Source organism: Exiguobacterium sp. S22-S28 (assembly GCF_043359615.1).
GTDB lineage: Bacteria > Bacillota > Bacilli > Exiguobacteriales > Exiguobacteriaceae > Exiguobacterium_A.
On record NZ_JBHFFC010000036.1, the window covers coordinates 1 to 19,091 of the forward strand.

A 19,091-nucleotide genomic window follows, 5' to 3' on the forward strand; every position below is an offset into this window, starting at 1 on the left:
TTGGTCCGAATGAAGGATGACCCCTTCGGGGTAGTTTCGATTCTCAAGCGCTATCTTCAACGTATCGATCACAAGAGGCGTTTGTTGATGCTCGTATAACGTATAGGCAATGATTTCGTTATTGAATAGGTCCATGATAGTTGAAAGATATTTCGTCGTTAGCTCACCACTCAGTTTTTCTTTGACTACCGCCCATTTCACTTCACTTGAATATACGTTTTTGCCCATGCAAAAACACCTCCGATGTTAGTACTTTTTAAAAGTGTACCACTCCGAAGGTGTTTTATATTGTCTCAAAATTTTAGGTTAGCCCATTTTAAGGTCGCTTTTTTATTTTGCAGCGAAAGTCAAAACGTATTTTTGGTACGTCGGTGTGTATGCTTCAAGAACAGGGCTAGAAGGGGTATTCGGTTGAGGATAGCCAAGTAAATTCTGAAGATTTCATAATCGATAAAACTTTATAATCGCATCTTGAATTATTTTCATATAATGGTGCAATTTTAAAGTGAATATATAACAAAAAAGGAAGGTTTATTGTGAATAATTATCCATACTTCTTTTCATTCTTTGCTAAAAGAGACAACGAGTTTGTTTCAGGAAGCATATACAAAAAACTTGAGCTATAAAATTTCTGACTTTACTGAATTAGAACTTATAGTAGAAGAGATTGAAGAGAAGTTTAATTACGATCAAGGAAGCGTAATAATTATGAATTTCCAAATTTTTTTAAAAATTTTAATAGGTGTCCTTAGGAGCCTGTTGGCTCATCACCATAACTATTTTAACGATTAAGATTTCGGTAGCTATAACCATGACGTTTGATGAGCTTAATCTTATTGTTCGTTCCTTCCATTTTCGCGTTCGAGAGCCTCGCGTGCACTCCGGATCGGAATGACAATTACGGTCTATTCCAAAGATCCGTTCGGTCAAAAATCGGCAGTTTTTCTGAAAATCAAAGATGACATCGCACCGAAAACGTCGACGATTTCACGGGTAACGTCAAAAGCGACGAGCGTGACCGGCAAAACGGAAGCAAAATATGTACAAGAAAAAAACATACCGGACGCAGGGTGATGCGAAAAACCGTTCTGCCAAGGCGACGGTCAAAGTTGTGAAGTAAGAATATGCAAAAGCCACTATTTTTCGAGAGTATGAACTGAACCCTGAATGGTGGACACTTGATAAAAGACCCCATTCGGGGTTTTTTGTGTTTAAAGATATCGATATACTGTACCTATTCAATTTAGACGGGAGAACTATTCATGAACAGACGCACCTTCAATCCAGATCAAATCAGACAACTTGAAGCGAATCTTCACGTAGCCTCGGTATCAGATCGTACGATTCAATACAAAGGGGAATTTAAGATTCACGCTGTACGCGAGAATTTAGCTGGTAAGCGACCGATACAAATCTTTGAGGAAAGCGGCTTTGACCTGGACATAATCGGTAAGCAAACGACGAACGAAGCGTTGAAACGGTGGCGGAAGACATATCGCATTTATGGAGAAGAAGGACTCTTGAATGAGAGACGTGGAAAATCAAATCTTGGAGGTCGACCGAAAAAAGATGATTCCGTCGAACGACGCCTTGCGAAAGCTGAAGCACGAATCAAGTACCTCACAGCGGAGAACGAATTACTAAAAAAGCTCGAAGCTCTCGAAAGAGAGGCGAAGTACCGAAACTAACGGCATCTGAGCGCTATCAGGCAATCAATATTGTCTTACGGAAACAATCGTCGGTTCGGTTCGTGACGGATCTATGTATGCTCGCTGAAGTGAGCCGCAGTGGTTATTACGCCTGGCTCGCACGTACGGATAGTGTTTCCCTTCGGGAAGAACGCGACTATACGGACTACCTACTTCTGAAACGTGTTTATGATCGTCATAAGGGAAAAATCGGCTATCGTGGTCTTTACATGGAGATGCTTGATCTTATTGGGGGACCGATGAATCACAAACGTATTTTGCGTATCATGAGGAAGTTTGGAATCGTGACGAAAATCCGTAGGCAGAACGCTTACCGTAAAATCGCTAAAGCGACATATGAACATAAGACTGTACCAAACCACTTGAACCGTCGGTTCGATCAGGAGGAACCTGGTAAGGTATTCGTCACAGACATCACTTATCTCCGTATTGGATCTGGCCAAACAGTTTATCTCTCTTGTGTGAAGGATATCGCTACACGTGAAATTATGGCACATCATGTATCTACAAGCCTCCATATGGAACTCGTCCTTCATACAACGAATAAACTCGCAGAACGACTTCAAGGGAATATACACCCGGAAGCCATGATACATTCCGATCAAGGATTCCATTATACGCATCCTGCTTATCAAACACGCATCCGTGAGATGGGAATGCTTCAATCCATGTCTCGTAGAGGAAACTGCCTGGATAATGCCCCGATGGAATCGTTCTTTGGGCACTTGAAAGATTATGTCGATTATAAATTAGCATCTGACCTCGATGAGGTCTGTGCCATGGTCGATGCTTACATTGATTATTACAATAGCGAACGAAGACAATGGAAACTACAAAAGATGACTCCGGTACAATACCGAAGCCATCTCATAGCATCTTAAAACGTTAAGGGTGCTTTTATTAAACTGTCCAAACTCTAGGGCTCAGTTCAGTACTCGGGAAATGGCGGCTTTTTATGATGTCGTTGATGTAGGAAAAAACAGATTCGAAATTTTATTGAAATCCATTTAATAAAATATAAATAATTACGATTAGGTTAAAATTATCAAAAATAACACTCCTAATGTGGAATTTAGTTTTATACTTCTAGATGGATTCTTGAAGAATAACTATTGGGGAGTGGCATTTTGAAATATTATGAAGAAATACCCGTCATCCGTTCGATTGCGGCGATTTTAGTTGTCACCGTTCATCTGATCGCCGGCTTGTACAGTCCGGGCGGCGTGTTCAGTAACGTCCATATCGGTTACATCGATCAGTTGGCCCGGCTCGGTACACCGATTTTTGCGGTCATCAGTGCGTTTCTATTAATGTCGTCCGTTTTGCGACGCGGATTTGATTTATCGTATTTCGTCAAATCCCGTTTCACGAAAATTTTCATCCCGTATCTCTTTTGGAGTGGCGTCTATCTGTTGTACCGATCGTTCGTCGAAGACAGTTTGATTCCGGGCTTACCGGTCTCGTCCTATTTTTTACACGGCACCGCGAATTTTCATCTGTACTTCATTCTGACGGTCCTCCAGTTTTACATCCTGTTTCCGTTATTAAGCCGCTTAAAAAAAGGACCGGTCCTGATTGGACTGTTTTTGATGTCGCTACTGGTCAATTACGCTTGGATGAAGTCAGACGGTGTATCGATCGACAATGAATTCTTCAATACGTTGATCAACAATAAGTCGTTTCTCTTCAACTGGATTGCCTACTTTATGCTGGGGATCGTCTATGCCGCGTATTATCAGGAAATCCAAACGTTGTTGCTGAAGCATAAACGGATTCTCCAGCTGTTCATCATCGTCCTCGCCGTTGATTTGTTCGTCAGCATCAATTTAGATCAGCTGTATACGTCAACGAATGCAGCCAATCTGATTTACATTCCGTTTTTCCTGATCAGCTTGAACTATCTGTATCATTTCGTGAAGATGGATGTCGCTTCAAAAACGATCCTGACGACAATCGGCAACTACTCGATGGGTATCTATTTGGTTCATCCGCTCGTCATCCGGACGATCGGCAGAATGGAGTGGAGTCCGGTCTTGACATCGACGAATATGTTCGTGATCACGTTAAGCCTGACGTTGTTGCTGTCCGTGCTGCTGTCGTATCTTATCAGTCTGTTGCCGTTCGGCAGCTACTTGATTCCCGTGCCACGACGGCGGAAGAAACGTATCGTCGCCCCGGCGTTACGAGAATCAAACGCATTCCCCGAATAAGGCAAGACGAGGACTCCCCGGCGGTCGGTCGGGGAGTTTTTACTATTCGGCAAAGAACGTTTCTTGTGATCTTTAAGCAGGTAGGGTTTTCCAAGTTTTTTACAGATGAGCTAAGGGTATATAAGAATAATAGAGTTTTAAAAAACAAATTCCATTTTTTGGATAATATACAAATACATTGACTTTATTCGAAAAAAAGGGGATAAATAGAAACTGTATTGTATTGATTATTTCATTAAAAAGAAGGTTCCAACTAAAAGGAATCCATAGAGAGCCGTAAAGTGCCGCAGAGAGTCAAAGGAGAGTAAACAAACCATGCTGTATACCGTAACATCCACCTTACCACCGAAGCACGGCGGGAGAACAAAGTCCCTGCTGAGCCGGATCGCGTTAATGGAGAACGAACTGGGGGCCTATTCGACGGTCGTCACGACGAACTACAATGCGAACTATCCGGAAGTATACGAATACTTTCGCGCCGAAGGAAAAGCCGGAGCCCACTTAAAATTCGAGAACATTTACGACTGGTTGTCGGGTTACCAGTTGCTGAAGATTCCGACGACCCGCTTCAGACACAAAGAAATCACACAAGAGACGAGCAAAGAGATTGAGGGTCTGAAAAGTGTGGAAAAAGAAAACAGTCATGCCGTCCGCTACTATGACGACCAAGACGAGTATGTCCTGTACCGCCGATTTTATCCGGACACACAAGTCATCGAATTCGAAGATTTCATGACGAAGGCGTCCCGGAAAAAAGTCGAGCGTTGGGAGTATAACATCTATGGACAGTTACACCGGAAGATGACGTATTCTCCATTCCATTACGGAAAACTCATGGAGGAACTGTACGATACGGAAGGCAACATCTACTGCAAGAAGTTTTACAGTGATGAGCCGCGCGGGAAACTGACGTTAATCCAGCTGTTCCGGGAGGGCCGGATGTATCAGGCCTTCAAAAAAGAAAAAGACTTGTTCGAGTACTATTTCAACGCCTTGTTTAAAGACGGCGACATTTTGTTCGTTGACGCCCGGTTGCTCGATCGTCCGATCCTCAACGTCAAGGCCGACGTCAAACGCGTCATCGTCGTCCACAACTCACACTTAGATGGATACGAAATTAAGGGATCGTACAAAATCGCCTTATCGGAGTCGGATAAAGTGACCCGTTACGTCGTCCTGACCAACCATCAAAAACAGGATATTCTCGAACGCTTTAACATTCCGCAGGAAAAAATCGCGATCGTCCCGCACTTTATCGTGCCGGAGCAGGATCATCACCGCGATCACGTCAAGGACCAGTTCTGTTTCATCGGTCGCTTTGGTCTGCAAAAACAGATGGATCATCTGATCAAGAGTTATGCCATTTTCAAAGAGTCCGGTCACACGACGAAGCTTGTCCTGTACGGAATGGACGAGCAGGGTCAACTGGCGATGATGGAAGAACTGATCGAGGAGCTCGGTTTACAGGATGATGTCGAGATTCACAGCTTTACGGCGAATCCGGCGGAAGTCTTCCGCGAATCAAAAGCGTCGCTGTTGACGAGTGAATTTGAAGGGTTCGGCCTGACGGTCATGGAGAGTATCAACGTCGGCTGTCCCGTCATCTCATATGACGTCAAGTACGGTCCGCGCGAGATCATCCGTCACGGCGAGAACGGCTACCTCGTACCGGCGAACGACATAGACGCATTTGCACAGGCAATGGTCCAACTTGTCGAGCAGCCGCTGCCGGACGTCCAGACAAAAGAAACACTCTATCTTGAGACAGCCGTCCGCAACTACGGTCGTCTGCTTGAAGAACTGCAAGGCTAAATCAATCACGTAACGTAAAAGAGGATGGGGAAACATGAAAAAAATCACAAAAGCAATCATTCCGGCAGCAGGACTCGGAACACGTTTTTTACCGGCAACAAAAGCGATGCCAAAAGAGATGTTGCCAATCTTAGATAAACCGACGATTCAGTACATCGTCGAGGAAGCGGCGAAGGCCGGTATCGAAGACATCATCATCGTGACCGGGAAACACAAACGGGCGATCGAGGATCACTTCGATAACCAAAAAGAGCTTGAAATCACGCTCGAAGAATCGGGTAAACTCGATTTACTGGAGAAGGTCCAGTTCTCGACGAACCTCGCGAACATCTTCTATGTCCGTCAAAAAGAGCAAAAAGGTCTCGGACACGCGATCTTGACGGCTAAACAATTCATCGGTAATGAACCGTTCGCAGTCTTGCTCGGTGACGACATCGTCGAGTCGGATACACCGGCGATCAAACAATTGATGGATGTGTACGAACAAACGGAAAAATCCGTCATCGGCGTGCAGGAAGTCCGTCCGCAAGACACACACAGATACGGCATCATTGATCCGAACAAAAAAGACGGTCGGATTTATGAAGTCAACCAGTTCGTCGAGAAACCGGCACCGGGAACAGCCCCGTCGAATCTCGCGATCATGGGTCGTTACGTCCTGACACCGGACATCTTTGACTACTTGGCGGATCAGGAAGAAGGCGCAGGCGGCGAAATCCAATTGACGGATGCGATCGAACGCTTGAATGCCGACAGCCAAGTCTATGCGTATGACTTCGAAGGAAGCCGCTATGACGTCGGAGAGAAGCTAGGCTTTGTCAAGACGACGATCGAGTATGCCCTCAAGGACGAAGAGATGCGTGACGAACTGAGAGCGTTTATTAAGACGTTGGATATCTGAAGCGAACATCTTTCTTTTACAAAATCAGAAAATAGACAGATATAAAAAAACGGCTTGAGTTCTGAATTTCAGTGAACTCAAGCCGTTTGATCGTTAGAGAATCTGTGTTCGTTGAAAAATGACTAGTATACTTGATTATTTTTGATAGGGCATCGTCAAGTCAACTTTTAAAACAACACACCTGGCTTGAAGGGATTCTTCATGTTGAGGCTTATGGATGCAGTGAGTCAACCTGCTTCATGATGAATATTCTGATTAATATGGTCTGACCATCCTACTTATATAGAAGGAAGTGAACGGTTCTAGGTTTCTAATCGAGATGAACCGGACAGTAAAAATGACATTCACCTAATTTTAAAACGAAGCATGAAAATATTTCGTAAAATATGTTATTTTTACCCTGTACGACCTCACTGATAATGGCAAAGCTCAGCGAAAGCTAGTGACGCAAAACTAAAGGGCCTGTAAAATGGCAGCCAGTTCCCAAAGGAGAGTATCTCATGAAAAAAATCTTTTTCGGTATTTTATTTTTATTGTGTCTTCAACTAATTGTATGTGAAACGACGACGATGGCATCTTCTCAAATTGAAGTAGAGACAACTACTGGTAAAGTAGAGGTTTTTGTTCCAAAAAAAGAGACGGGGCATCTTAAGCTTGAAATCAAAAGCAAGCTTCAGGTCAGACATTACGATTTAATGAAAGGCAGTAATCATTTTAATCTCCTCTTTGGGGACGGGAATTATACGCTATCGACATTTCAGTCTGCTGATGGGAAACGATACAAGCGGATAACAAGCGAAGTCTTCAGTGTACAATTAAAGAAGGAAACTTTCCCTTACCTCCATGACATTCAAAATATTATCATCAACGATCAGGTCTCGCGTTTAGCGACGTCACTATCGCGTCCATCCTATTCAATTTCTCAACAAACACTTGCGACGAGTCGCCATGTCCGTCAACTTTTAAAATACGATGCTAAAAAACTTGTCACCCTACCGGCTCGTTATCTGCCAAATAATTCGGATACTTTACGAACAAAACGTGGTATCTGCTATGACTTTGCTTCTTTGACAGCGGGACTTCTCCGAAGTCAAGGTATTCCGACCCGTCTTGCGATGGGGACGGCGAAAGGGATTAAAGGGTATCATGCATGGAACGAAGTCTATATTGATCGACAATGGCGAATTATCGATGTGACGCGAGATGTGACAGAGCGTACAACAACGCAATTCCAAAAAAGATCCGATTATCAGATGACACTTGATTACTGATTTCAATAAAAACGAGTAACTCCGATACACTGATATTTTTCTGATGCTGAGATACCTCCCGTTCGTTAACTTGTGTGGTCTACGGACAATGAGTTAGGAGGAAACTTGCATGAGAATATGGCTATCTATGATTTTAGCGATGTTACTCGTCCTACAGCCTTTTGCGACGACAGGACTGGCTTACGCGACAGATGGTACATTGTCTGTCACGTCAGAAGAGACAGCTGAACAGACTACAACCGGCGAGACGGGAGAGAATTCCGTTACCCAACCGGAGACCCCGGAACCTGCACTTGAAACTTCGCCTTCTGAAATTACTTCACCTGAAGCGAACCAAGAAGAAAATACAGAAGAAACGACTCAAGAGGAACCGGTCACGACAGAAGAAACAACGACAGAAGAAACAATCGAAGAGGAGCCGATTTCAAAAGAGGGAGAACAAAATGATTCACCTTCAATGAAGATGCTCGCCCCTTCAAACGCTGTGACTGATGATAAAATCATGGTCATTACGGAAAATATTCTGGATTCCTCTGAAATTAAGACGTTTAATGGGAAAGATGAGGTCAATGAGGCTACGACAAATACAGATGTCGAAATCACCTATCAATGGTCTATTCCAGACGGACATAAATATACAGATGGCTCAACGTTCTCATTCCAAATTCCGGAAGAATTGAAAGTGTATGATGTCATCAAAGATCAGCCTTTGAAATTTGAAGGAACCTCGCTCGGAACGTTTAACGTCGATTTGGCAGGAAACGCAACGGTTACGTTCAATGAGAACGTCAATAAATTTTCAAAAATCAATGGAACCCTTAAAGTCCTGACACAAATAAAGGAGACGGTCGCGATTTCTGAAGAGAAGACGATTGCCGTCACACCGATTGTCGGGAAGGAATCGAAGGAAATCCGTGTCGCCCTGCAAAATCCCGGAAAAGATATCACCAAGAAGGGTGTACCGAACCGGTCGTACAATGCCGAATCCATCACTTGGAGCATTGAGTTAAACAAAGGATTAAAGGAAATCAAGGATGCGGTTTGGACCGATGTCTTGCCAGCCGGATTGAAGCTTATTCCAGACAGTTTTAAGATTGAACGCCTCGTCTTGAAAATGGACGGCACGGTGGATCGGGAAGAAAATGTAACTGGAAAGTATTTGTTGGATACGGCGAATGGACTCCGTGTGGATTTTGGTACGATGACGAATGCGTACCTTGTCAGTTTCAAGACAACGATTGAGAACGAGGAAGTGCCATCATTTGAAAATAAAACCGACCTCACCGGAAGCGGATTTCCAAAAGCGCCGGCAAGCGCGACTGTCGCGATCGGTCGTGGAGTTGAGCTAGCGAAGAAGGCCTCTGACTATGATGATGCGACACAGACCATCACATGGACGGCCGATATCAACTATCGCCAGCGTGAATTGAATTCGCTTCTCGTCACAGATGATTTTACCGATACGCATGAGCTTCAGGACCTGAAGCTCTATGAGATTGAACTGGACGCAGACGGAAAAGAGAGAAAGCGGACAGAAATCGCAGTCACACCTAATCCAAGAGCAGGTGCAGAAACGAACGGATTTACGTTGACGCTCCCTAAAAATAAAACGGCCTACCAGTTGGTTTATAAGACGCAAGCCAGCGAGCGACTTTTAGGATCAGGAAAAGTCGATAATATGATTTCTGTTGATAATCGGACAGATAAAGCGACACAAGCAGTCGGTCAGTCGGTAGTCCGGAAAACGCATGATGCACCGAACTATGCAGACGAAACGATTGATTGGAAAATCGAGCTGAACCGAGATGAGAAAGAAATGAAGAACGTCGTATTGACGGATATCTTTACGAACAAAGGATTGACGTTTATTGCGGGCTCTTTGAAAGTGTCTGGTATGGCAGAAAGTGATTATACGTTAACATCGTCAGCGGACGGATTTATCCTGACGTTTAACAAGACGGTGAAAGATACGCACATGATTACCTATCAGACGAAGTTTGATTACCGTGAACGCAAGGATCAAGCGAAAGAGTATTTAGAGAACGAGGCATCGGTTGTCTGGAAAGATACGACGGATACGGATCGTCAAGCTATCACGACAGACCGTGTTACACTCTCGAGTTATTCTCAAAATAACGGCTTTAAAGGTGGATCCTATAACGCAATCACAAAAGAAATTACGTGGACGATCGGAGTCAACTACCATGAATATCCTACGAACGCCTTGACGGTAACGGATACATGGCAAGATGAGCAGTCCATGGTGGAATCTTCTTTTGAAGTTTTCGAATTGATACGTGGTAAGGGTGGGGATGAATACACAGCATCAGCAGCTGTTCCGCCTTCTGATTATGCGGTTGATTTCCAAAACGGAAAGTTCGTCCTGACATTTAAAAAGGCGACAACGCATGCATATGTCATCACCTATAAAACATCGATTGATAACACGTTCATTCAGAAGACATATAAAAACGAGGCACTCGTCACGGACGATGAGGCACCCCTTGGAGATTTAAAGGCAAGTGTCTCTGTCCAACATGGTGGCGAATATACGGATAAGTCAGGACTGCAAAATGGAAAATTGATTACATGGACAGTGAAACTGAACTATGGACAATCAACACTCCGAAATGTTTCTGTGACAGACTTTCCTTCAAATAATCAGGATGTCCTGCTTGATTCCGTAAAAGTTTACGAGACGAATGTTGCGGCAAACGGAACGGTTTTAAGAGGCGATCTGTTATCGAAAGATGCCTATACGCTGACGGAAGATGAAGTAATGGGCAAGTTCACGCTGGCGTTCAAGAATGAGATTGATCGTCCATATATCTTAGAATATGATTCCTTTATCGTAGCTGCAGTCGGTGCTTCGATTACGAACGATGTGATGTTCAAGGCAGAGTCTTTGTCGGAAGGCGTGACGACAAAAAAATCGACAATCACTGTCAAGCGGACGAGTGGTATGGGAACCGCATCGGGAGAAACCGGCACGTTAACAATTAAAAAGACAGACGAGAGCGGTGCGTTGACACTTGCCGGTGCGAAGTTTGAGTTGATTGATAAAGAAAGTAACCGCACCGTCCGGAGTGGAACGACAGATGCGGAAGGAATCTTGACTTTCAGCCGCCTTCTTTATGGAGACTACGTATTACGTGAGACAAGTCCCCCTGTCGGATATCTCATCGCTCAGGCGGATCAGAACATCACGATTTCGAAGCTGAAGTCGAGCGAAAGCATCAAAAACAATAAAATACGTCAAGATGTCACATTGATCAAGAAGTCAGAACAGAATGACGCAACACTGGCAGGTGCTGAATTCAATCTCTGTGATGCGAATGGGATGGTGTTACGTACGAATCTCGTAACGGACGCAAACGGTTCGCTGACCGTAAAAGATCTTGAGCCAGGAACCTATTACTTTGTCGAGACGAAAGCACCAATTGGTCACTTACTGGATTCGAAGAAGCACGATTTCACGATTGTCAAAGATCAACCGACTGCCAAGATCGTAACGGTCACAAACCAGACTTTCAAGTCTGTCCGCATTACGAAAGTCGATGATATCACGCAGGCGCCGCTTGCCAATACAACATTCAAGCTCGTCGACGCGAATAATCAAACATTACGTGAAAACCTAAAAACGGATGCAAACGGCATTCTTTTGATTGAAAACTTGGACCTTGGAGATTATCGATTGGTCGAGACGCAAGCCTCGGACGGATATATTCTGCTCGGTGGAGGTAAACCTTTCTCTATCACGCTTGCCAGTCCAGTCATCCAAGAAGTCAAGATTATGAACGAGAAACAAAAGGAAGTCCGTCTGACGAAGGTGGACAATCAGACGAAGCTGCCGTTGAAAGATGCCGAGTTCAGTCTGTATGACTCTGCGAACAACGAAATTCGCCGGGGGCTCGTTACTGGAACGGATGGTACGTTACTCGTGACGAAGCTTAATCCAGGGACGTATCATTTCGTCGAGACGAAAGCTCCGGACGGCTATCTTCTGGATACGACACGGCGAGACGTTACGGTTACGACCGGACAGCGAACGACAAGTCTGATTACGGTCGAAAATGAACGAAAAAAATCCGTTCGTCTTATTAAAACGGATGCGATGACAGGTCGTCCGCTTGCGGATGCCGTTTTCTCACTTCTCGACGGAACAGGAAATATTCTACAAACGAATTTAAAAACGGATGTAAACGGTGAATTATTTGTGTCGAATCTTTTACCGGGGAACTATCGTTTCATTGAGACGAATGCACCCGGAGGATACATGACGGATGGAACACCTTATCCATTCACACTCGTCCGAGGAAATAATGATACTGCCATCGTCCGAGCGACGAATGATACGTTCAAATCGGTCCGGCTGATGAAAGTGGATAATCTTTCATCGATGCGATTGATCGGTGCGGAGTTCTCACTCGTTAACGCAAGTGGAACCATTCTGCGAACAGGGCTCGTGACAGATGTAAACGGTGAAATTTATGTAAGTGGTCTTGTCCCAGGTGAATATGCTTTCGTCGAGACAAAAGCACCGAGTGGCTATTTACTGGATTCAAAACGTCATACCTTCACCGTTTCAAGCCGTCAAAGCGTTGCAACGACCTTGACGGTTACGAACGAACAAAAAAAATCCGTTCGGCTCGTGAAGACGGATGCGACGACAAGTAAACCACTTGCCGGAACAGAGTTCATGCTTCGAACAGCAGCCGGCGAAGTTGTCAAAGAAAAACTGATGACTGATACGAACGGTGAGATTTATGTAAATGGTCTCTTGCCTGGAGATTATGCCTTTATCGAGACGAAAGCAGTGAACGGCTATATTCTTGATGCGACACCACGGACATTTACATTGCCGACTGGAACGAATGAAGTCATTCAACTCACAATGACGAACGATACGTTCAAGTCCATTCGTCTCGTGAAGAAAGATGGAGCAGACGGCAAACTGCTCGCAGATGCGACGTTCCGACTCCTCGACGCAAATGGAAAAGTCATGCGTGAGAATCTCGTTACGGATGCATCCGGTGAAGTTGCTGTAACCGGCCTTGTACCGGGGGAATACACATTCATCGAAACTCAGGCACCGCAAGGATATGAACTTGATCGGAAGCCACACGTCGTGACAATCAAGAAAAATCAATCTAAAATAGAAGAACTTGTCGTCCTGAATGAACGTCTCAAGACACTTATTGTGCAAAAAGTAGATGAGGATTCAGGCGAAGCACTAAAAGATGCTGAATTCGTTTTAACTGATGCAGACGGAAAGCGTATCGCTCGCTTGAAGACGGATGAAAGTGGGGAAGCCCGTGTTCCTGATTTATCTTCTGGCGAGTACACACTCGTTGAGACTAAAGCGCCAACAGGTTATTTATTGTCTCAAACGCCACGTGTGATTCGTCTTGAAAAGAATGGAGAAGCAGTTATTCGCATAACTGTTATGAATACCATTGATCCAGACTACGAATTTGAAGACAATGATACGCCAGGTGGTTCTGGAAATCCAAAAGACCCACAAGATCCTCAAGGTCCAAAGGAGTCTCATGATCCTAAAACACCAAGTCAGCCAAGTGATGGGACGGATACACCGAATGATGACGGAACAAAAGCGTCCCAAAACGGTGGTCTTCCTCAGACAGGAGAAACTGAATCATTTAATAGTTCACTCCTTGGTATTCTTCTTGCTGCGTGTGGAATACTTCTACTTTTCTTAGGTAGACGGAAAACGATCTAACTGAATTACGCCATTCTTTCTTGCGCATTTAACTGATGTGATGAAGGAGTGGCGTTTTTTGTGTGTTATAGATTTTCCGTTAAATGCATTCATCTCTTACTTTCTCTGAGACTTCTTCACTGGATGCTCAGAAATAGGAGGATTCTCGTTTAATTTTGATAAAAGGGGATTATGAATTTCAGTTTCTTTCCACACCAAATAATATTTATTTTATTGATACATATTTTTCCATTATAAAACATTAAAAGGGTATATTTTCTCCTTCTAATCAATTATGATTTTTTTATGAATCATTATTTTTAGGTATTAGTACCTAAGCAGGAGGGAAAATCATGTCCACGTCTTTTCAACGCACGATGAGCCGCATTGCACTCTCTGCAACACTTTTTTCTTCAGTACCAATCAATGTATTGTCAGTAGACGCAGCTTCGAGTGTAGTTCAGAATGCTCAGGTCGAAAGATCCAGTCAGGTGAAAACTAAAGTTATTCCTTTGAGTCACTTCACGCAAAAAACTGCAACATCAATTAAGGTCGGAAAAAAAATATTCCACCTATCAAAAGAGCAGGCTGCACTTTTTCAGAAAAATAAATCTGTTCTTAAGAACAGTCGACTTTCCTTTAGTTATGATGTGAACGGAAAAATCAATAGTCTAGTATTGCTTGAATTGAATACTAGTGGAAAAAAGTCAAAATCAGCTTTAAAACATGAAAAAAACATGATTTTTGACGGTGAAAGCGGTAGTCTCGTCAAACGAATTCGCGTCAATGCTGACTACATAACAATTCGTGATTTCAAGAGTGATGATCTCACGATATCCTCGCGGGCGAAAACACTTGTCCATTTATCGAACGTACAAATCAAGGAAAAAATTCGTTACGAGTCAACAAGTACAAAAGCCTCAGCATTTGCTGCTATTCCAAAACCTGTTCTGATCATGGAGAAAACAGCAGCACCTATGCTTCAATTAAAACAAACAGGCGTTATCGCCACATTCGCTGCAAAAACAAATATTAAATCTGTTGATTTGTCGGCGAATGCTTCTTTAAAAATTGATCGGGGCATTAAGCTGTCACGTGTTGTTATCGAAAGCGGCACAAATCAGGTTGACGTTAATGGAACCGTAGATACATTGATTTCTCAATCAAAAAATTTAAACATATCAGGAAAAGCGACCGTCAATCAACTATCGACATCGACGACAAATGCCAATCTCCGAGTGGATGTAGCAGGTCACGTTAATCGCGTGACAGTTACAGGAAATAATACAAATCTCACTTTTGGAAAAGGAACGGATACCAATCATGTACAGTTGTCGAAATCTGCACATGTTGTATCGATAAATCCGATTGATGTCCTTGATATAAGCGGTGGGATGATTCAACTGGATGCTTCAGTTCTCAAATTAACGACGACTGGACAGACAAGTGTTCAGCTTGGAAAGACGGCAGTAATTAATGAGTTGATGGCATTAGCATCTCTTCAAATAGGAGGCGGGAACCTCATAAAAAATCTTGTCCTCGCCGGGAATGCAAAAGAAATCATTTTGAACACACCAACGACAGCTTTGATGATTCAAACCGGAGGTGCGGACGTCACTGTTAAAGGAACAGCGGAAGTCGAACACGTCATGTTAGATTCTTCATCAGATATAAAGATTGATTTAGGCCACATTACGAAGATTGAAGAAACGACCAATAACACAGGGAAAATCGACATGGGTGCAACAGCCGTCGATGAAATCAAGGTCGACGAATCGAAAATCATCTCACCTGCAAAACCGCCTGTAGACCCACCAGTCACGCCACCAGTCACACCACCAAGTGAAGGGGGAGGAGGGACAGTGGAGCAAAGCTTTGGGCAACGTCTTGATGCTTACCTCGCGGGTGAGAGTAACCGTGAATTCAAGATTACCCAAGATGCAACAATTGACGGAAAGAACCTTCAATCAGGCAAGTCTTTCCGCGTCGACAAGGGAGTCAAGTTGACACTGGCAGGTACAGTCCGATCCGAGAATCAGGCATTACACATTACTGGTGATGGGATAATCGATACAAAAGATGTCACATGGAAGATATCTGAGAGAGAAGTAGGACTTATTTTTTCGAAAACATTAACTTGGGCACATGAACTCGATGTTGCGCGCCATACAGTCCATAAGTTAGGCGAGGATATGATGGGGCTTTATCATGCTGATCGTGTCATCGGTTCAGATACTGAGTTGGCGCAAGCAATTGAAACGCAAAAATCAAGTACGGAGAAATCCGGACAGACATTGGAGGATGAACTGTGGCTCATTCAAAGTGGACATTATGGGCTTCGTCCGAACACAACGATTTCTTATGGGGGACAGACGGGATATTACTTCCCGATTATCCAAAGTGGTTTACGAATCATCGGGGAAGAAGGGACGACATTCTACGGAGATACCTACAGCAAAAACGGAAATTGGTCGACACAAAATTTAATCACGGTCATGGCTGATGATGTTACACTGGATGGTCTGACGCTCATGCCGAAAGTCGACGTCAACAAAATCATCGAAGTCATTGGTGGTGGTTTTACCCTCAAGAATGCAACAATCACACCTAATACAAAAGTTGGCGATATGGATGCATTCAATGCAGCATTCGCAGGTAGTGTTTATTTTAATACTGGTGAAAAAAAGACGACAGCAATCATCGAAAATACAAAGATAAACAAAGGACGGATTACGACAGGTGGCGCAAGCTCGAACTTGAAGTTGCATTTAACAAACATCGAACTTAATTATGCAGGGAGTTCGACTGAACAAGAGCGTGATTATTATCCAATAAAAAATATGAGTGGAGCAAACATTGAAGCTCAAAATGTTAATGTCTTGCTGTCTTCAGCAAGTGCAAAAGAATTGACACCAATTCTCGCACATTTGCCGAGCGGCACTCATTTGAACCTTGAAGACGGTGTCTACGCACTGAACGAACAGTTAATAATCACGAAAGGCATCACGATTGACGGTTCAGGTGCGGTGATTACACCGAGTGAGAAGTTTGTTAAAACAGGAAATCGCCCGACGGATAATCTTGTTTCGATCAATGATGTTAAAGAACCTGTGAAGTTAAACGGAATCACTGTTCAACACTCACATGCAACAGGGATTCAAGCGTATCGTTCAACAGATGTGATACTAAAAGACATCAAAAGTTTTCACAATGCGGCGGCAGGACTGATTGTCAACGGATCGACCGTCTCGGCAAAGGGCCTTCATACTTCTAATAATGTTTGGTATGGCGTCAATGTTGATTCTGGAAAGAATGTTACGGAACCATCACGCTTCACTCTTCTTTCAGGAACACTTGAAGAAGAATATGAAGTCGTATCAGATGTCGCAAATTCGTCAGTCCATGTGACACTGCCATCATATTACAAAGAACATGTAATCGAAAAGACGACGAAAAAGTATTGGACGACACATAATGAACGCTTAGGTGGTGTCTATGTAATTGGAGAGGGCGGAACGAAACAATATGAAACCCCGCAGGCAGCCGTCGCTGCAGCGAAAGAAAATGATACGCTTCTTATCAATGGAATAATCGCCCTCAAGGAGCAATTGATCATCGATCATCCGCTCCGAATCAAAGGTGAGCGAAACGGCAAGTTTGTGCCGGCAGCAAACTTCAAAGTAACGAAAGATGGTAACGGGAAGGATTATAATCCTTCGAAGAATCTTGTTTCGATAGAGAACGTTAACGGAATGGTCGAGATTGAAGATCTAGAAATATCGAAAGCACTTCGATCGGGTCTTCAAGTCTATCGATCGTCGAAGGTGTCGTTAAAGGATGTTACGTTGAAGGATAATACGGCGGCAGGACTGATTGTCAACGGATCGACCGTTACGGCAAATCGATTGTATACGTCAGGAAATGGATGGTATGGGGTCAATGTTGACCAAGGAACCGGCGTGACAACCCTTGCGAAGTTTGTTCTACAGGATGGAAGTCTTCGTGAGGAATATGCTATTCACTCGGATGGAGGGCTTCGTGCCGGTCAAGTTGAAATTGAGTTTGATCCAGAGACCCATCGTTTCCGACAAGTTCATGATGGTACTAAATTTTCTTATGTTAATTCATTAAAAGATGGCGTTTATCTTCAAAAAAACGGCACAGATCCCGAAATGTTGGAACGCTTTTCGACAATCAATGCTGCAGTCGAAGCGACAGATTCAGGTGATACGATTTGGATTGCTGGAAAACAGGAAGCGACGGAACAAATCGTAATCAGCCACGGGCTTGTACTGAAGGCGGCAGCAGGACGTGCGTCAATCGTTCCGGGGAGAAACTTCAAGCAGGGAGACGACAAAAACGATCAGAATTTGATTACAATTGATGCGAAAGACGAGAAAGTCATCCTTCAAAGCTTAGACATCAGTCATTCGATGCGAAATGGACTAAATGTTTACCGTTCATCTAATGTTTCGTTAAAAGATGTAACAAGCCGAGATAACGTAGGTGCTGGTTTGATTGTCAATGGATCGACTGTAAGAGGAGATGGATTTGATACATCCGGTAATGGGTGGTACGGTGTTGGTGTCGCACCAGGGAGTGGTGTCAAGGAGCTCTCACGATTCGAGTTGTTGAAAGGAAACCTTGAAGAAGCGTATGCAATCTTTGCTAGTCCAAAAGATGTTGCGGCTGTCGAAGTTACGGATAAAACGGCACAATACATTGAAAATCGAATTGCGACGACGGATATAATTTACTGGACGAAAATCACTGCATCGCGCCTACCTGGAACATATGTCGAACACAAAACAGGTATCGTCCGGTATCCGTCCTTGCAACAGGCTATCGATGCAGCTGCAGCGGACGAAGTGGTTCTTGTCAATGGAGAACAAATACTAACAAAGCAAATTCTAATTAAGAAAGGCATCGAATTAAAGGGGGAAAACGATGCCCGGCTTCTCCCAGCGAAGAATTTTTCGGATACACAGGGGGTGGCGAAGCATCTTCTGACAATCGAACAGGTAGAAGGTTTAGTTACACTACACGATTTGACGGTAGAAAATTCGTACGGTAGCGGTATCAATATCTATCGTTCGGGTAACGTCGTGCTGAAAAACGTGACGAGTCGTAATAATCTAGAAGCGGGCATCATCGTCAACCGCTCGACAGTACAAGCGGACGAAGTGAACACGTCTGGTAACAAGTGGTACGGCATCAACGTAGCTCTTGGAAGCGGTTCGGATTCCGATGATCCGGCACACTTGACGTTCCGATCAGGTGAGCTAAAGGAAGAAGGTCAAATCGTCTCGGAAGATTTTGCTGAGACAAACGAGAATGTTGTCGTTATTGCAGATGGATTTAAGTACGGTCAAATAGTAAATGGAGATAAACCATTCAGCTACTGGACGAATCGAATGGAGTGACAAGGTGAATCACGCCCAGCTATTCTTAGAGGTGAAGGAATTCTGA

Annotated in this window: 9 protein-coding genes, 1 pseudogene and 1 riboswitch; of the genes and pseudogenes, 8 read left to right on the top strand and 2 right to left on the bottom strand. The window is 43.8% G+C overall.

Annotated elements, in window-relative coordinates; all coding sequences use genetic code 11:
* The coding region (locus ACHA8N_RS17050; protein WP_393966422.1) for a DDE-type integrase/transposase/recombinase at nt 1-228 on the bottom strand (228 nt) is incomplete at its 3' end.
* Nucleotides 229-781: 553 nt separating this feature from the next.
* Nucleotides 782-865 (bottom strand): annotated as a pseudogene (locus ACHA8N_RS17055) (transposase); the annotation flags it as partial.
* A gap of 26 nt (nt 866-891) precedes the next feature.
* Between ACHA8N_RS17055 and ACHA8N_RS17060 the strand changes: the two are divergent.
* The 8 genes from ACHA8N_RS17060 to ACHA8N_RS17095 all read left to right on the top strand — a co-directional run bounded on the left by ACHA8N_RS17060 (nt 892) and on the right by ACHA8N_RS17095 (nt 19,045).
* Entirely contained in the window at nt 892-1,074 is a 183-nt protein-coding gene (locus ACHA8N_RS17060; RefSeq protein ID WP_393966423.1) for a hypothetical protein, read from the top strand.
* A gap of 188 nt (nt 1,075-1,262) precedes the next feature.
* Nucleotides 1,263-2,590, top strand: a protein-coding gene (locus ACHA8N_RS17065; RefSeq protein WP_393966424.1) for an IS3 family transposase whose coding sequence is annotated in 2 segments (ribosomal slippage) — nt 1,263-1,632 and nt 1,632-2,590 — 1,329 coding nt in all. Because the reading frame shifts where the segments join, the coding sequence is not laid out codon by codon here.
* Between the two features lie 246 nt (nt 2,591-2,836).
* Nucleotides 2,837-3,919: an acyltransferase gene (locus ACHA8N_RS17070; protein WP_393966425.1), complete on the top strand. Its 1,083-nt coding sequence runs from the start codon at nt 2,837-2,839 to the stop codon at nt 3,917-3,919.
* Between the two features lie 315 nt (nt 3,920-4,234).
* The gene (locus ACHA8N_RS17075) at nt 4,235-5,731 is read left to right on the top strand and encodes a glycosyltransferase (RefSeq protein WP_393966426.1); all 1,497 of its coding nucleotides are present in this window, start codon (nt 4,235-4,237) and stop codon (nt 5,729-5,731) included.
* 34 nt (nt 5,732-5,765) lie between these two features.
* Nucleotides 5,766-6,632, top strand: coding sequence for a UTP--glucose-1-phosphate uridylyltransferase GalU (galU, locus tag ACHA8N_RS17080; protein WP_393966427.1), 867 nt, complete (start codon nt 5,766-5,768; stop codon nt 6,630-6,632).
* A 411-nt stretch (nt 6,633-7,043) separates the two neighbouring features.
* A riboswitch (cyclic di-GMP riboswitch) is annotated at nt 7,044-7,120 on the top strand.
* Nucleotides 7,121-7,132: 12 nt separating this feature from the next.
* On the top strand, nt 7,133-7,903 hold the full coding sequence (locus ACHA8N_RS17085) for a transglutaminase-like domain-containing protein (RefSeq protein WP_393966428.1): 771 nt from the start codon (nt 7,133-7,135) through the stop codon (nt 7,901-7,903).
* A gap of 109 nt (nt 7,904-8,012) precedes the next feature.
* The gene (locus ACHA8N_RS17090; protein ID WP_393966429.1) at nt 8,013-13,643 is read left to right on the top strand and encodes a SpaA isopeptide-forming pilin-related protein; all 5,631 of its coding nucleotides are present in this window, start codon (nt 8,013-8,015) and stop codon (nt 13,641-13,643) included.
* A gap of 716 nt (nt 13,644-14,359) precedes the next feature.
* Complete coding sequence (locus ACHA8N_RS17095; protein ID WP_393966430.1) at nt 14,360-19,045, top strand: right-handed parallel beta-helix repeat-containing protein; 4,686 nt, start codon at nt 14,360-14,362, stop codon at nt 19,043-19,045.
* Nucleotides 19,046-19,091 lie beyond the last annotated feature (46 nt).

Bases quoted from the DNA above. Each gene is read 5' to 3' on its own strand.
- ACHA8N_RS17060 (WP_393966423.1), top strand. From the start codon at position 892: ATGACAATTACGGTCTATTCCAAAGATCCGTTCGGTCAAAAATCGGCA.
- ACHA8N_RS17075 (WP_393966426.1), top strand. From the start codon at position 4,235: ATGCTGTATACCGTAACATCCACCTTACCACCGAAGCACGGCGGGAGA.
- galU (WP_393966427.1), top strand. From the start codon at position 5,766: ATGAAAAAAATCACAAAAGCAATCATTCCGGCAGCAGGACTCGGAACA.
- ACHA8N_RS17085 (WP_393966428.1), top strand. From the start codon at position 7,133: ATGAAAAAAATCTTTTTCGGTATTTTATTTTTATTGTGTCTTCAACTA.
- ACHA8N_RS17090 (WP_393966429.1), top strand. From the start codon at position 8,013: ATGAGAATATGGCTATCTATGATTTTAGCGATGTTACTCGTCCTACAG.
- ACHA8N_RS17095 (WP_393966430.1), top strand. From the start codon at position 14,360: ATGATTTTTGACGGTGAAAGCGGTAGTCTCGTCAAACGAATTCGCGTC.